The following is a 16419-nucleotide window of genomic DNA, read 5'->3' as shown; positions in this document are numbered from 1 at the left end:
ACGGCATACCCCGTTGCAGGATATGCCGTTTCTATTATGCTAATTCTTTCACCATGTAATAAAACTTCTTGCCGATAATCGTAATTGTTTTTTCTTCTTTGAAGCCGACTTTCGTATATAGGTTGTGTGCACGTTCATTATCGTACTCGACGTTTAACGAAATTTTGTCGTAGCCTTGTTCTTTTGCATAGTCTTCGGCAGCTTTCATTAAGTCTGTGCCGATACCTTGGCCACGGAATTCTGCGTTTACCGATAATGTATCAATATAGTAAGCATCTTCTTCCGCTTCTTTATCAATTGTAATTGTTGCATCATTTTTTAATGTACGTAAGTGTTCGATAATTGGAGCATCGATTGCTTCAGCGTCTTTGCCGTGATAGGCAATCATAATGCCAGCTAATTTGTTGTCGATGACTTTAACGAATGCATTTGTATAGTTCAGACGGTTTACTTCTTGCTGGAAGAAATCTTCTAGTGTAGCTAGTACTTCTTCGTCTGTTGTACCGCCCGTTAACTTTACTGCAATGCCTTCTAATGTTTCGTACAGTAGAATCGCTGCTTCTTTTGAATCTGCTTTGATTCCTTGTCTAATCATTGTTATCGCCTCGTTTTTCATTTTTTTCTATTCCATTATAGCATTTTTTCGGATATAGGAATGAAATAATAAATTATGGAAAAAATAGGGGGGAATACATAAAGGAGGAATAAATCATGGCAGATCATCCAATTCAAGGGCTTATGAAAGCTACGATGGAAAATTTAAAACAAATGGTGGATGTGAATACAATCTTAGGCGATCCGATTCAAACACCAGATGGTGGCGTTATTTTAACGGTATCAAAGGTTGGTTTTGGATTTGGTGCAGGTGGTAGTGATTTCAACGCATCGTCAAGTGCATCGTCTAAGCAAGAGCATAACAAGCCAGTAACATCTTATCCGTTCGGTGGAGGTAGCGGAGGTGGTGTATCCATTTCTCCAGTTGCATTCCTAGTTGTGAATCAAAATGGTATCAACATCATGCACTTAAAAGACGGCACGCATTTAATTGAAAAAGTAATCGATGTTGCGCCGCAAACATTAGACAAAATTAAAAGCATGATGGGTGGAGGTAACCAAGCGCAACAACAAGCGCAACAACAAGCACAGCAACAGGCGCAAGCAGCTCAACAAGCAGCACAAACACCGCCGCCAAGTACACCACCACCAACATCATCAAGCCAATCGACGCAAAAGAAAGACGAACTTGATCCATTTGCGTGAGTAGAATAAGTGTTCAAGGGTACATCACGTATTTCGTGATGTACTTTTTCTTTTGTATAATAAGTTAATTATTTCCATGATTGTGTAGGTGTATTATAATGGCATCGATGTGGAAAGAGGGAATATAAAAATAGGGGTGGGAAATGTGGACGTACGTTATCCTATAGTTGGTCGTGTTATTGGAAGTGTAGGTATTGTTATCTTTTTTGTTGCAACATGGTGGTTAGTATGGAGTGGTAATGTATCTATCCGTTATACCGCAGATCATGAGGGGACGATTCCCATATGGAACCGGTGGATACCTGTTCTTGTTGGTATTATACTCATTCGTTTTCTGCTTTTTCGTCTTGTTATGCATCAGCCGCTTAGTACTCTACACAAACAGTTACTTCTTATTCAAACGTGGGCTTTAACGATAGGAGCACTCTTATTTACGACGTCTCTTATGTTAGTAGATAACAAGGAGGAGGCAGAGTTCCAGTTATGGTATGTCATACTCAAACTTGTTTTTTTGTTGGTTATTCCATTGGCTATGTTCTACATTTCGAGGTTTTATCACGTTGAACAGTCTGCATCTATAAAGTCTGCTTCTTCTACTAGGTGGCATTGGTTTGGTCCTATTATTATTTTTGGTGTGTGGTTTTATATAAATTTCTTTTCCGTGTATGCTGTGCCGTATGTGTCAAATGATAGAGTGGATATAGCTATGTTAGCAATAGCGTTAATTGTTGGTTTCTTCATTAATAGTTTGCTAGAAGAAATATTTTATCGAGTTTGGTTGCAAACTCGTTTGGAGGTGTTGGTAGGAAGGTGGCCTGCTATCCTTTTTACATCTATCCTTTGGGCGAGTTGGCATATGGTTATTCAAAGTACTGGAGCAACGAGTGTAGATTTAGCATCTGTGATAGCTAATCAAGGCGTGACGGGTTTATTCCTTGGATATCTTTGGTCTAAATATCGTAACGTTTGGGTGTTGATTCTAATACATGGATTCATCAATGCTACGCCTCATCTGCTTATGGAGCTAGTCCAGATGTAAGAGTAATATTCTGTTTTTACCTCCCCGCTATTTCTGTTAAAATAGTGGGGAGGTGAAGATGATGGACTTTCAGTTAGCAGAAGATGTTTTGAATAAATTACAAAATCGCGAGCTGCATGAATATCGTGTGAAGAAGGATGAATTTCTAACGTTTCGCCAAGTGCTAATTAAACGTGAAGATTTCAAGCATTTCCGCGGTATTGCGAAGCGTGGCGGCGATTTTGTGTATACATATTTAGATGAACCACGTAGCTAAGCAATCGGCAGAAAGAAGGTGGGCATAATGCCTATCTTCTTTTTTCTTGGTGGCGTAATTTTTCTAGGGCGTAGCGGTACCAGGAACGGACCTTAGTGAGAGGTACGCCTTCTTCGGTGGCAATCTCTTCGAATGATTTGTTGTGTACAAATTTGGATATGATTACCTTCTGTTGAGTTGGTGATAATCGTTGACAGTAGCCTTCAATTATTTCTTTTTGTAAGACAATGTCGCTTTTACCTTGAAAGAAATCACACATAGTAGTATCGTAGAAATGATGAGCTTTGTTGTACTTATGTTCGTCGCGCAAAGCGGTAAGTAAACTACCACGTACATGAACGAATACGCACGTAGTGAATGTACCTTTATTTGGGTTATAGTTGCGATACGCATTCCATAATCCAATCATGCCAACTTGATAGAATTCGTCGAACTTTCTCGGATCAATCTTGAGTCGCTTAATTTGGTTTTTAATGAATCCTTGATATAGATTAACAGTTTCGTCAAATGTAGCTGGTTTTTCATTCACGTGGAAAACATCCTTTTGACAAGCGCTTATCACGTATTCCTAGGTGCTTTTATCGTAGCGTAAGCTGTAGCATTCCTCATCAAGATGAACTGGTTGAAAAGTAGAAAATATTCTTTCGTCAGAGGTGTATGACAGGAGAGAATGGCATATATAACATAAAACGCATATGCGTTGAATAGATGTAAGTAGAATAGAGAAGAAAAGGAGGAGAAGGAATGGAACGTATACCACATTGGGACTATGTTTGGGAGAATGACGAAAATAAGAAAATGATGGGTATGATTATTTTCCCGAATAGTCAGGGGAAACATATGCATATTATGAAGAAAATGTTGAAAGAGGCACATCGAAGCAAGAAAACGGTGCCGATTACGATTTTGCAAGATAACACGATTGTGGAACTACAAGCAGTTGTATGGGAAGTAGATTTCATGGAGAGTGCAATTACGTTAAAAGATTTATACGGGAATTTCCATGACGTTCGCATGTACAATGTAATTAACATTGGTAGTAAGCGACGTGGGAAAGAGGAGTAAGAGGACCATATTCTGAAGGTGCAAAGTAGGTGTACTTTTCGGATGGTCTTTTTTTGTTGTCGAAAAAAGGAAAAATGTGTACAGTGGCGAAACGATACAACAAGGAGGCGAGAAGATGGAGAGGATTGCGTATATACGTCAAAAGGAAAAAGAGTACCATGAAACATGTTATAAGGAACATGAATTGTTTCAATCGGGTTCGTGGCTTCATAAGCCTGTGGCATTTGTCCTAGAAGTTGCGGAGAAATTAGATAAGCCACTACGTATACTTGATCTCGGTTGTGGAGTCGGACGACATAGTATTCCGCTTGCGAAGTACGGAAGCGTTGATTGTGTTGACTTACTGCCAATTGCATTAGAAAAGCTAATGGAGTACGGTAACCAACATAACGTTGCACATAAGTTAACATGTATGGAAGCTGAAATTGATACTATGCACATCGAAGAAAATACATACGATTATATCGTTGCGATTTCGAGTCTTGAACATGTTTCATCGGAAGCGGTTTTACGGAAATTTTTGCGACGAATGAAAGTTGGTACGAGGGCAAATGGGATGCATTATTTTGTGGTGAACAGTAATATAGAAGAAACTGATGTCTTGACAGGTGTTAAATTAGAACCGTTACTAGAAGTGAATATGAAAACGGAAGACATGTTAGCGTTACTCGACGATACATATAGAGGATGGACAAGTATTAAGAGGGAGGTAAAGCATTTACAATTTACTATTCAGCGAGATAAGCAAGATATACATTTGAAGACAGATGCCATTACATATGTCGTGCAACGAAGTTAGCAAGAAACGTCAAGAACGAATGTTTTGTTTCCAGTATGATAAGAACTGTAAGGTAGGTGAACGAAATGAATGAGTACGAGAAACAAATACAACGCAGTATCGATTATATTGAAACAGCGTTAGCAGAAAAAGTGAGTTTAACAGACTTGGCGATGGTTGCAGGATTCTCTGACTATCATTATCACAGGGTGTTCCACATGATGACGGGAGATACCGTCATGGAATATGTACGTAAGCGAAGGTTGGCGCGCGCGGCTTATGACATTTCCCATACGGATGAGAAAATTCTCGATATTGCGCTTACGTATGGTTTCCAATCTCATGAAACGTTGACTAGAGCCTTCAAGAAGTTATTTGAGATGACACCGAGTGAATATAGGAAGAGAGGGATACACGCACCTGTGTACCCGAAGATCGATGTGATGAAGTACCAACTACATTCTTATTTGGGAGGAATTAAGATGGATTATCGTATTGAAACAAAACCGGGGTTTGATTTAATTGGCTATGCAATGGAAACATCAATGAAGGGTGAAAAAAATCAAAAAGACATTCCAGCGTTCTGGCAAGATTATTTACAAAAGGGTTTGGGAGATAAGATTCCATACCGTGTGCATACAAATGAATACGTGGAACTAGGTCTTTGTACGGATTATAATTTCGAGGCAGGGAGTATCACATATATTATTGGAATGGAAGCAACCTCTTTGGAGAATGTGCCAGAAGGAATGATAGGGCGTTCATTCCCAGAAACAACGTATGCAGTCTTCACGACACCGAAAGTGGAGAAGGAAGAGTTTGTGGCATCGATTCAACAAACGTGGCAAAAAATCTTTGCTGAGTGGTTCCCACATTCCGGTTACGAGCATGCAGGAACGTTCGAGTTCGAGCGTTATGATGAAAAGTGCCACGAAGATAAGAATGACTTACTACAAATTGAGATCCACATTCCAGTACGAAAAGTAACGAAGTAAGATAAGAGCCAATCTCCTATGAAGGAGGTTGGCTTTTTTTGTGAGAATATAGAATGGGTGATGTGAGATTTTCTAGGAAGAAGGTCTCCTATTTAGCTGGAAATGAATGAAATATAAGGAAATTGGTCGAAAATTGTAGAAAAAAATCAAAAAAAGGTTGAAATAAGTACGAGGTCTTACTATAATAAAACACGTATTCACTTTAAATTATGAGAAAATTTAAAAAATATAAAAACACTAGTGAACCTGTATGTACAGGTAGAATTTGCTAGATACTAAACCGATTACTTATCGGATTTTACAAAAGGATAGGGGATAGCTATGAATACTACATTACGACCGTCACAAATTATCTCATTAGGATTTATGTTATTTGCCATCTTCTTCGGTGCAGGTAATTTTATTTTCCCGCCGTTGTTAGGAGCGCAAGCAGGTACAAACGTATGGCCGGCATTAATTGGATTTCTCGTGACAGGGGTCGGATTACCATTATTAGGAGTAAGTGCTGTAGCTTTATTTAATGGAAACGTACGAACATTAGTTGATCGTGTTCACCCGCTATTTGGGGCTGGATTCGTCTTAGTTCTGTACTTAGCAATCGGACCGTTTTTTGCGGTACCACGAACAGCTACTGTTACATTCACAATGAGTGTACAGCCATTCCTTCCAGCTGAACTAGCGAATGAATGGTACTTATTATTAATCGTGACAGCTCTTTATTTCACTGTAAACTATTTCGTTTGTTTAAATCCTACGAAATTAGTAGATGCGATTGGAAAGGTAATGACACCAATTTTATTAGTTATTGTTGGTGCAATTATTATTAAAGCATTTGTTACGCCAGTAGGTGATATGGCAATGCCGAACGAAATGTATCAATCACGTGCATTTTTCCAAGGGTTCGTAGAAGGATTCTTAACGATGGATGCGATGGCAGCATTAGTTATCGGAAGTGTTGTCGTTATTTCGGTAAAGCAGTTTGGTATTGAGAAACCAAGTGTTATTTCAAAATATGTCATTATTTCAGGTGTTATTGCCGCAGTAGGTTTATCATTAATTTATTTCGGCTTAACGTATATTGGCGCGACGAGCGGAGCTTTAGGACAATTCGATAACGGCGGTGTATTATTAACGACTGTGGTGTCTCACTTATTCGGTGAATTGGGCCTTGTATTGTTGGCAATTACAATTGCTGTTGCGTGCTTATCAACATCTGTTGGATTAATTTGCGCATGTTCAGAGTACTTTACGAAAATCTTCCCACGTATTATGTACAAGCAGTGGGTATTATACATTTCTATCTTTAGTTTCGGTATTGCGAACTTAGGATTAAATTCATTAATTGCATTATCATTACCAGTCTTAAAAATCATTTATCCAGTTGTAATTGTGTTAATCTTATATGCGTTTATCGATCGCATTATTAAAGATCGTCCAGCTGTATATATTGCTGGTGTGAGTGTAACGTTCCTTATTAGCTTAATTGTTGAGCTGGATGCATTGAATATCGTGATTCCAGGTGTAACGAGTGTAGTACGTTCTATTCCTTTATATAATGTAGGGATGGGCTGGTTACTTCCAGCAATCGTTGTGACACTTGTGATGATGGTAGCGACGAAGAGACGAGAGGCAGTAATAAACTAACCGTTATCCAGAAATAATGGTGCAAATGTGGAAATAAAGTATAAATCATCATACAATAGAGTAGATAACACAACATGTGGAGGATTTATATGAAGAAAGTATTAAAGGTTCTAGGTGTAACAGCAGCCGCAACAGTTGGTGCAGGATTATATTTTACAAATAAATTAATGTATATGAAGAAGAAAACAGAAGAAGAGATTGAACGAAAAGAAGGCCAATCTGACCTGTTTGATAAAGAAGTATTCGAATCATTACGAAAAGAAGAGATTCATATCCCTTCACCGTATGGATATAAATTACATGGTTACTTCATTCCGAGTGAAGGATCAACAAAATACATGGTTTTCTGTCATGGTGTAACGACGAGCTACTTAAACTCTGTGAAGTATTGCTTATATTTCTTAAAGAAGGGATACAATGTAATCATTTACGATCACCGTCGTCATGGCAAATCAGGTGGAAAAACGACAAGCTTCGGTTATTATGAAAAGTATGACTTAAAAGCGGTTGTTGACTGGGTACGAAAACGTTTCGGTGACAACATGACATTAGGTATTCACGGTGAATCGATGGGTGCTTGTACATTATTGCAGTATGCAGGATACGTGGAAGACGGCGCAGACTTCTATATTGCAGACTGCCCGTTCTCTGACTTCCAGGAGCAGTTAATTTACCGCTTGAAGGAAGACTATAAGTTACCAAAATGGCCACTTATTCCGCTAGCGAACTTATTTTTACGTATGCGCGACGGATACCGTGTGGAAGAAGTATCGCCAATTGAAGTAATCGACAAAGTGAAGAGTCCTATTTTATTCATTCATAGTGTGGATGATATGTATATTCCGGTTCATATGACAGAAGAGTTGTATGAGAAGAAGCAAGGGGATAAACAGCTATTACTTGCACCAAATGGAGGACACGCGTTGTCCTACCCAGAAAATATCGAAGCGTATGAAGAAGCAGTAGACACATTCTTAACAACATATGTAGATAAGAAGTAACAGAAGAAGACCGAGTGAATGCTCGGTCTCCTTTTGTTTCGTTAAAGGTATAAGAAAAGGTCGAGTATATGTGCTCGACCTTTTTTGGATGGTTGTTTATTTTACATGGATGATAATTTGCTCGGTTAATACTTCGCCAATATATGCGTTTAGTACCCACATGCCTGATGATGGAAGCATCATGTTGACTGCTAGTTGACCGTGTTCGGCGTAATCGACATTATCCATTGTAATTGGTGTTGTTGACCACACTTTTGTCGCTTCGTCTTGGAGAACAATAGCTTGAATGGGCTCAGTTGTCCCTTTTTTCACTGCCATAATACTAAATGGTCCTGTTGGGATACGTTCGCCAAAGAAGTGCCACGTTGCTTTTGTAATCACTCCTGATTCCCATTCGGTTGCGACGACGCCACCTTTTCCTTTCGTTCCAGTTACGTTCTCTCCGTCGTAATGAAAGGTTGAACTTTCTTTCCAAACGACGTTCTCCATATTGGTTTCTTGGAAGAAAGATGGGACGAGGTCTGGCGTGAATGCCATTTTATCCTCTCGCATTAACTCCGTAAGTGGGGTACACCCTGTTAAAGCGATACATAGTGCAATACTAATCCATCGTTTCTTTTTCAACGATTATTCCTCCTACTACTAGGCCATGTCTCTTATGATGATTATTCGCCGTGGTGTGAGCCTTCGTTATGGTGAACGACTTGACGACTTTGAACCATGAATTTCGTCAAGTTGACAGTGAAAAATTCTTCTTGCATCGAATTTCCTTTTCTCGTTAAATAACTAAACGTTCCAAAGTCTCCTTTTGTATTAACGAGCTTAAATGGTGTTGCTTCGTCGTCATGATGACTAAGTGAAACTGGGATAAGTGAACGCTTATGAACGAGTTGTAAGTTGTAATGGTGGAATGAGGGCATACTTGCTTGCGCCATATTCGCTCCTAACGGCATGAGAGATTGTTGTACAGGGGTTTCTTGTTGCAGAGTAGGTTCCTCTTGTTGTGGTTCCGTTTCATCAATTGCGCCCATATATGCCGCTTCTAGTACGTTAAGCGACAAAGGGGCTACAGGTTCTTGTTCCTGTGTGTTACTCGTAGCGTCTATTGGGACTTCTTCTGTAGTAGGCTCTATATTCAGAACAATATGCTCGTTAGGTAAAACAGTCTCCTCTTTCACAACAGGGTTACTTTCCATTATAGTCGGCGTTTTATTTAGAATAACATGTACGTTATGCAAAAAAGTTTCTTTCTTAACAACGGGGTCATCTTCCCGTATAGTGGGCTCTGCATTCAGAACAACATGTTCGCTATGCAGAATAGTCTCTTCTTCAACGACGGAGTTCCCTTCTCCCATTCCTTTTTCTTCCATATAAATAGTCTGTTTCGCTTTTTTGGTTTGTTCAACTATTTGTTTCGTGTCATGAGGAGTGAACATGATGTCATCAAACGAAAGTTGTTCTGCTATGCCAGCTTCTTCTTCTAATTCATCCATGAGGTCGTCAAAGGTGAGTTGTTCTTCTATTTCAGCATGAGAATTACTTATCGTATTTATGATAGATTCTTCATGCGCAAGGGTATCTTCATTGAAAGAAGTCTCTTCGTTAGAAAGAACAAGTTCTGCATGAATAGGTAATTGATCGTCCGAAGTAGCAGGTTCATCAATAGGTAGAATTTCCACGTAAATAGGTGGTCGCTCATTGGAAGAAATAAGTTCGTTAGTAGGAACAGATTCTATATAAATGGGCAGTTGCTCGTCAGCAGTTACATTTTCATCAATAGGAATGTTTTCTGCAAGAATAGGCGGCTGTTCATCGGAAGAAATAAGTTCGTTAGTAGGAACAGATTCTATATAAATAGGCAGTTGCTCGTCAGCAGTTATATTTTCATCAATAGGAATGTTTTCTGCAAGAATAGGCGGCTGTTCATCGGAAGAAATAAGTTCGTTAGTAGGAACAGGTTCTATATAAATAGGCAGTTGCTCGTCAGCAGTTACATTTTCATCAACAGGAATGTTTTCTGCAAGAATAGGCGGCTGCTCATCAGAAGAAAGGTCTTCATTAGTAGGAATGCTTTCTGTGTAAAGAGGTAGTTGTTCATCGTATGAGCGATTAAGGCTATTAGGAGAAAAAGACCCATAACTAGATGGCTGCTTATTGTACGTATTGTTTTCGCTTGTAAGAACAAAAGTATCCGTAGTAGGTGTTCGTTCCTCGCTGGAAATCGACTGCTCTGAAATAGGCGAAACGTCAAGTTCAGGAGAAGGTGAAATAGTAGGGATTATTTCCTTCGCTTCTGGTTGTGAGACAGTGATTGCTTTTGCTCGATTATTCATATTTCTTCGTCCATCGTCGTGTTGGATGATGGTTGGGTGTGTTGGTGAAATAATTTTCTGCGTAGAAATTATCATATTGAAGTAATATTTGTTTCCGAAATGATCAAATATATCGATGATAAAGAAATCTGTTCCGATATGGTCTTGGTATGGTGTATATGACCATTTACCTTCTGTATTAATGTCGGCTATTCCATGTTTTGGTTGACGTTGAATTTGAAATGATACGTAATGTGTTTCGCGTAAATTACCTTCCGCTCGCAGGTTCATGGGCGTTGAAATACGGTAATCATAGACGATTGGAATATTTATTTTCTGTGCAAAGCGATTCATAAATGATGTATCTGATTGATCTGATGAATTTGTTTGTGGGACGTGTGAACCGGTTGATGATGCAGTTGTAATAGCAGTAAGAGAGTGCGGATCTGTCGTAATTGTGTATTCCGTTTCAATAGCGGTGTACGTAACGGTGCTCGAACTTGCATACAGAAGAGAAGTGGGTCGATTTGTAATGAGTATTTGGTAGTAAAACGTCACTTGTTCGTAGGCCTCTAGTGTATGGCATGTTAATATCGCAGAAGCTTGATCGATTGTTAGTCGTGCATTTTCACACGAAAAGCTATCGGGAAGTAAAAGTACATCAGGGGAAATATTTTCTACGATAGTGAGTCCTGTGACCATATATGGAAAATCATTATGGAGTGTCACGGAATACCGGACGATATCCCCAATGATGACTTTTTCTTTATCCGTTCGCCGAATGATACGAATTGTTGGAGCTATGTCTTGTTCATCCTTCATTTTCTATTCACCTTCCATTTTATAGTAAGGATATCCTAGTATATGCGGAGATGAAAGAGAGGATGAAATAAGTTGAAAAATAGGCGGACAAATTTTTAGGCTTGTCACATTTCGACCTTAGAAAGTTGAAAAATTATGATTATTTTTTATTAGAAAAACAAGAAAATACGTTCGGTCCATGTGCCCCAAGGCTTCGCGGTTTTTTGTAAAAATATCGATAAACAATTTGACAAAAAACATTTTTCCCCCTGTATTGACATCAGTTTTAAAATGCTTTTTTATAGAGTTTATATATGTAAAAATATGTCCTTCCTTCGTGTCGTTTTTCTTTCGAAAATAAAACCAACATATATCTTGTGTTGTTTTGAAAATGGTACTACAATATGTAGTAGAATTTAAAAAGACGCAAGTACAACATATCCGTGCTGGGGGAGGAATCGGAATGGTAATTGTTTATGATTCAATGACGGGGAATGTCAAACGCTTTGTTAATAAGTTGCAAATGCCGTCAATAAAAATACACGACGATCTGAAGATGGATACGGACTTTATTCTTGTGACGTATACGACAGGGTTTGGAAGTGTACCGGATTCTGTAAGGGATTTTTTAGATGAAAATGCACGATATTTACGAGGTGTTTCTGCAAGTGGGAACCGTAACTGGGGAACTTCATTTGCAGCGAGTGCGGACAAAATATCTGTAGAATATAACGTGCCAGTGTTAACGAAGTTTGAGATGGCGGGCACAACGAAAGACGTAGAACATTTTATTAAAGGAGTAGAGCAGCTTGAAGCATGTTGAGTTGAATAATGAGATTACGAAAAAAGTGGACGGGTTCTACCAACTAGAGAAAGACAAGGAAGCGATGGAAGCATTCTTGGAGGAAGTGGAAACGAAGAAAGTAACATTCTCTACAGTTGAAGAACGACTAAGATACATGGTGGAGAATGATTATTACTACGACGTATTTGACCAATATACGGTGGACGAGCTAGAGGAAATATACCAAGTAGCATACGACGCGAACTTCTCGTTCCAATCGTACATGGCTGCATCGAAATTCTATATTGACTACGCCTTAAAGACGAATGATGGAAATCAATATTTAGAAGGATATGAAGAGCGTGTAACAATCGTTTCTCTATACTTAGCAGCTGGTGATGTAGAAAAGGCGAAGCAATACGTTCGCATGATTATTAAGCAAAACTACCAACCAGCAACTCCAACTTTCCTAAATGCAGGAAGAAGTCGCCGCGGTGAGATGGTATCATGTTTCTTACTTGAAATGGACGATAGCCTGAATTCAATTGGATTTAACATTAATACAGCGATGCAACTATCGAAAATCGGCGGTGGTGTGGCACTTAATTTATCAAAATTACGTGCGCGCGGTGAAGCAATTAAGGAAATTGAAAATGCTGCAAGTGGTGTTATGCCAGTTATGAAGTTGTTAGAGGATTCATTCTCTTATGCCAACCAACTAGGCCAACGTAAAGGTGCCGGAGCAGTATACTTAAACATTTTCCACTGGGATATTATAGAGTTCCTTGACTCGAAGAAAATCAATGCCGATGAGAAGACGCGTATTCAATCGTTATCAATCGGTGTTATCGTACCGAACAAATTCTTCGAACTAGCGGAGCAAGATAAGCCGTTATATGTATTCGCTCCTTACACAGTATTCAAAGAGTACGGCAAGCATTTAGACGATATTGATATCGACGAAATGTACGACGAGTTAGTAGCGAATCCGAATGTGAAGAAGAAATCACTAAGCTTAAGTGCGCGTGATATGTTAATCAAGATTGCGATGATTCAGTTGGAGTCAGGTTATCCGTACTTCATGTACAAAACAAATGCGAATGACCAACATCCACTGAAAGATCTTGGACAAGTGAAGATGAGTAACTTGTGTTAATTGCTAGCACCTTCGACTAGAAATAGTCGTCGAAAACTCTGTTAAACGGGGAAAGCGTCTCTGACGTAACCTACCGTGCTAAATCTTATCGTAATGTAAAGATTCCAGTTGTATAGCCTAATTTGATTGATGGGGGATTGCAAAGTGGAACGGAAAGTGCCTTATGGGTTTGTATATGAAACGATTAATATGGTTAATGGTATGAAATATATTGGGAAATGTATCTATCATAGACAAAATAGCTGGCGTACGTATCTTGGTTCAGGTCTTTACTTAAAAAGAGCTATTGCCAAGTATGGAAAGAATAACTTTAAGAGAAGAATTCTTTGCCAAGCCTACTCAGATGAAGAACTTAATATACTTGAGGAACAATTGATTAAGATGTATGATGCTGTAGAATCATCGCTTTACTATAATATTAAATTGACTTCAATTGGTGGAGATACTTTTATAACTAATCCTCATAAAGAGATAACTCGTGAATTGAAGAGACAACATATGAGTGGTAAAAAGAACCACCAATACGGTAAAGCTAAGACTCCTCATATGATTGCTTCCGTTAAAGAAGCAAATAATAGAGCGGTTATGATTGAGGGGATAACCTATAGAAGTCAGAGTGAAGCAGCAAGATGTCTTAATATGAATGTTACAACTATAAACTACCGTTTGGATTCAGACGCATATCCTACATGGGAAAGGGTTGTACCAAAGAACAAAGTGATTCGGAAGGTAAACAATCACCCTACCTGTACTGTAGAGATAGACGGTGTAATCTACTCAAGTATAAAAGAGGCTTCATATGATATAGGGGTTTCTGTTGCGACTACTATTAGAAGATTAGATAATAATGAATTTCCTACCTATAAGAGACTTTCTGAACGATTACGATAAGTAAAAGCCTAACGACTATCCCATATGGGAGTACACTCAAGCGAGTGGAAAAGCAGAGCACCTGACCAGATAAATGCTGAAGGTGATGATATAGTCTCCTCTGTATGGCGACATGCAGCAGCTGTAAAGCGGGTAAGACGTAGCGACTCTTACTGAAGAGAAAGGACAGAAATCTTCCAGCTTCAAGAAACATCTGAAATTAACGATTATGGCACAGAAGATGTGATTCGCCGTGATATTAACTGTAACTTAGGTTCATTAAATATTGTGAACGTAATGGAAAATAAAGAGATGAAAGAAGCAGTTCATGCTGGTATGGAAGCACTGACAGCTGTATCGGACATGACGACAATCCCGAATGCACCGACAGTGAAGAAAGCTAATGATGAGCTTCATTCAGTAGGCTTAGGAGCAATGAACTTACATGGCTACTTAGCGAAGAATAAAATTGCCTTTGAAAGTGAAGAGGCGAAAGACTTTGCACGTACATTCTTCATGATGCTGAACTTCTACTCGATTGAGAAGAGTATGCTAATTGCGAAAGAGCGCGGTGTAGCATTTAAAGGCTTTGACCGAAGTGAATATGCAAAAGGCACATACTTCATGAAGTACGAAGAAACAGATTATGCGCCGAATTCAGAGAAAGTACAAGCGTTATTCGAAGGTATGCACATTCCGACGCAAGCGGACTGGGCGGCGTTAAAAGAAGAAGTACAAGCACATGGCTTATACAATGCATATCGCCTAGCAATTGCGCCGACACAGTCGATTAGTTACGTGCAAAATGCAACGTCAAGTGTGATGCCGATTGTAAATGTCATCGAGTCACGCACATATGCGAACTCAACGACGTACTATCCAATGCCTTACTTATCGCGTGAGAACTTCTGGTTCTATAAATCATCGTACGACATGAATCAATTTAAGATCATCGATTTGATTGCGGAAGTACAAGAACATATCGATCAAGGTATTAGTACAATACTATATGTAAATAGTGATATTTCAACACGAGAACTTGCACGCTACTACATTTATGCGAACAAAAAAGGCTTAAAGAGCTTATACTACACGCGTACGCGTAAACTAAGCGTAGAAGAATGCGTAGCTTGTGTTGTGTGATATAGAAAGAACAACAGCGAATCGAAGCCTCTACTTGGCTTCGATTTTTAAGAGTGAATAGGGGGCCTATCATGCGAGCGGTTAACTGGAATAAGAAAGAAGACGATTATAGCTTAGTATTTTGGAAACAAAACATTGCACAGTTCTGGACGGAAGAAGAGATCGCTGTTTCCTCTGACATGAACACATGGATGAAGTTATCAGAAGCGGAACAAGAGACATACAAGAAAGTGCTAGGAGGCTTAACACTTCTTGATACGAAACAAGGTGGCGAAGGAATGCCGCTTATCTTACTACATGTTGATAACTTACAAGCGAAGAGTGTCCTTGCTTTCATGGGTGCAATGGAAGAGGTTCACGCGAAGTCATACAGTCATATTTTCACGACATTAGCGACAGAAGAACAAATTGATGAGATTTTCAACTGGGTCGATAACCACCCACAATTAACAAAGAAATCAGCGTTGATTACAGAGCGTTACTTAAAGTTATTTACACCAAATGCGCCAAAGCGTGACGTGTACATGGCAATGGTAGCGAGTGTATTCCTAGAGAGTTTCTTATTCTACAGCGGCTTCTTCTATCCACTATACTTAGCTGGACAAGGAAAGCTGACGGCGAGTGGGGAAATTATTAACTTGATTATTCGTGATGAGTCCATTCACGGTGTGTTTGTTGGTCTTCTTGCGCAAGAAACATTTGCCTCTCTTTCTGAACAAGAGAAAGCAGAAGTAAGCAAGGAAACAGTAGAATTACTAGAAGCATTATATGAAAATGAGCTATTATATACAGAAGATATTTATACATCAATTGGCATGGTAGATGAAGTAAATAAATTCATTCGTTACAATGCAAATAAAGCAATGATGAACTTAGGATTAGACCCATACTTCCCAGAAGAAGACATCAATCCAATCGTTGAAAACGGCTTGAAAACAGATACAAAGAACCATGACTTCTTCTCTGTAAAAGGAAACGGCTACGTAAAAGCAACAAACGTAGAGAAATTAGCAGACGAAGATTTTGCGTTTAACTTTTAATGGTAAGAACCTCCTTTTTTAAGGGGGTTTTTATTTTATTTATCATGAATGATGTAACTAATTTTTGGGGAGGAAAGGGGCATTTCATACACGGAACGGAGAGTGGTGACTCCTGCGGGAAAAGCGAGGAAAGTGAGACCCCGCAGGCTTGCCGAGGAGGCTCGCTCTCGCCCGCGGAAAGAGTCTACTCGGAGTGCAGTACGTAGGCCCCTTTTTTTAGTAAAGAATTACTATTTTCATTTAAATTTGATTACTATCAGTTATATAAACAAATG

15 protein-coding genes and 2 pseudogenes are annotated in these 16419 nt (G+C 39.1%); 13 read left to right on the top strand and 4 right to left on the bottom strand.

All coding sequences use genetic code 11. The annotated features are described in order from the left end of the window. Positions 1–34: 34 nt before the first annotated feature. Positions 35–595 (bottom strand): GNAT family N-acetyltransferase, encoded by a 561-nt coding sequence (locus tag IEV41_RS10185; RefSeq protein WP_188388275.1) that lies wholly within the window; start codon positions 593–595, stop codon positions 35–37. A gap of 116 nt (positions 596–711) precedes the next feature. On the opposite strand from IEV41_RS10185, the gene ytfJ reads away from it, so the two are divergent. The 3 genes from ytfJ to ykzS all read left to right on the top strand — a co-directional run bounded on the left by ytfJ (position 712) and on the right by ykzS (position 2555). Continuing rightward, complete coding sequence (gene ytfJ, locus IEV41_RS10180) at positions 712–1260, top strand: GerW family sporulation protein (protein WP_188388274.1); 549 nt, start codon at positions 712–714, stop codon at positions 1258–1260. Positions 1261–1405: 145 nt separating this feature from the next. Then, positions 1406–2299 (top strand): CPBP family intramembrane glutamic endopeptidase, encoded by an 894-nt coding sequence (locus tag IEV41_RS10175; protein ID WP_229722187.1) that lies wholly within the window; start codon positions 1406–1408, stop codon positions 2297–2299. Positions 2300–2360: 61 nt separating this feature from the next. Continuing rightward, positions 2361–2555: a protein YkzS gene (gene ykzS, locus IEV41_RS10170; RefSeq protein WP_188388750.1), complete on the top strand. Its 195-nt coding sequence runs from the start codon at positions 2361–2363 to the stop codon at positions 2553–2555. Between the two features lie 31 nt (positions 2556–2586). Here ykzS and IEV41_RS10165 read toward each other — a convergent pair whose 3' ends face one another. Then, positions 2587–3084 (bottom strand): sigma-70 family RNA polymerase sigma factor, encoded by a 498-nt coding sequence (locus IEV41_RS10165; RefSeq protein WP_188388273.1) that lies wholly within the window; start codon positions 3082–3084, stop codon positions 2587–2589. Between the two features lie 215 nt (positions 3085–3299). Here IEV41_RS10165 and IEV41_RS10160 point away from each other — a divergent pair, with 215 nt between their 5' ends. From IEV41_RS10160 to IEV41_RS10140, 5 genes are all read left to right on the top strand, one after another. Then, complete coding sequence (locus IEV41_RS10160) at positions 3300–3620, top strand: hypothetical protein (protein WP_188388272.1); 321 nt, start codon at positions 3300–3302, stop codon at positions 3618–3620. A gap of 115 nt (positions 3621–3735) precedes the next feature. Continuing rightward, positions 3736–4419: a class I SAM-dependent methyltransferase gene (locus IEV41_RS10155; RefSeq protein ID WP_188388271.1), complete on the top strand. Its 684-nt coding sequence runs from the start codon at positions 3736–3738 to the stop codon at positions 4417–4419. Positions 4420–4484: 65 nt separating this feature from the next. Beyond that, positions 4485–5393: an AraC family transcriptional regulator gene (locus IEV41_RS10150; RefSeq protein ID WP_188388270.1), complete on the top strand. Its 909-nt coding sequence runs from the start codon at positions 4485–4487 to the stop codon at positions 5391–5393. A gap of 321 nt (positions 5394–5714) precedes the next feature. Beyond that, positions 5715–7037, top strand: coding sequence for a branched-chain amino acid transport system II carrier protein (brnQ, locus tag IEV41_RS10145; protein WP_188388269.1), 1323 nt, complete (start codon positions 5715–5717; stop codon positions 7035–7037). An 89-nt stretch (positions 7038–7126) separates the two neighbouring features. Further along, a complete protein-coding gene (locus IEV41_RS10140; protein ID WP_188388268.1) occupies positions 7127–8038 on the top strand; it encodes an alpha/beta hydrolase in 912 nt (303 codons plus the stop codon). Positions 8039–8134: 96 nt separating this feature from the next. Here IEV41_RS10140 and IEV41_RS10135 read toward each other — a convergent pair whose 3' ends face one another. Next, positions 8135–8662, bottom strand: coding sequence for a DUF4871 domain-containing protein (locus IEV41_RS10135; protein ID WP_188388267.1), 528 nt, complete (start codon positions 8660–8662; stop codon positions 8135–8137). A 41-nt stretch (positions 8663–8703) separates the two neighbouring features. After that, positions 8704–11172, bottom strand: coding sequence for an Ig-like domain-containing protein (locus IEV41_RS10130; protein WP_188388266.1), 2469 nt, complete (start codon positions 11170–11172; stop codon positions 8704–8706). Positions 11173–11614: 442 nt separating this feature from the next. Here IEV41_RS10130 and nrdI point away from each other — a divergent pair, with 442 nt between their 5' ends. The 5 genes and pseudogenes from nrdI (at position 11615) to nrdF (ending at position 16144) form a co-directional block, all read left to right on the top strand. Further along, a complete protein-coding gene (gene nrdI, locus IEV41_RS10125) occupies positions 11615–11974 on the top strand; it encodes a class Ib ribonucleoside-diphosphate reductase assembly flavoprotein NrdI (protein ID WP_188388265.1) in 360 nt (119 codons plus the stop codon). Next, positions 11961–13088: pseudogene (locus IEV41_RS10120) on the top strand (ribonucleotide reductase barrel domain-containing protein); the annotation flags it as partial. The gene nrdI and the pseudogene IEV41_RS10120, both read left to right, overlap by 14 nt. Before the next feature lie 147 nt (positions 13089–13235). Beyond that, a complete protein-coding gene (locus tag IEV41_RS10115) occupies positions 13236–13982 on the top strand; it encodes a hypothetical protein (protein WP_188388264.1) in 747 nt (248 codons plus the stop codon). A gap of 165 nt (positions 13983–14147) precedes the next feature. Next, positions 14148–15104, top strand: a pseudogene (locus IEV41_RS10110) (ribonucleotide reductase barrel domain-containing protein); the annotation flags it as partial. Positions 15105–15175: 71 nt separating this feature from the next. Further along, positions 15176–16144 (top strand): class 1b ribonucleoside-diphosphate reductase subunit beta, encoded by a 969-nt coding sequence (nrdF, locus tag IEV41_RS10105; protein ID WP_188388263.1) that lies wholly within the window; start codon positions 15176–15178, stop codon positions 16142–16144. The last annotated feature ends 275 nt before the right edge of the window (positions 16145–16419 follow it).

Origin of the sequence: Priestia taiwanensis, assembly GCF_014638355.1 — a bacterium.
Lineage (GTDB): Bacteria > Bacillota > Bacilli > Bacillales > Bacillaceae_G > Priestia_D > Priestia_D taiwanensis.
This window is presented reverse-complemented; position numbering and strand designations above follow the sequence as displayed.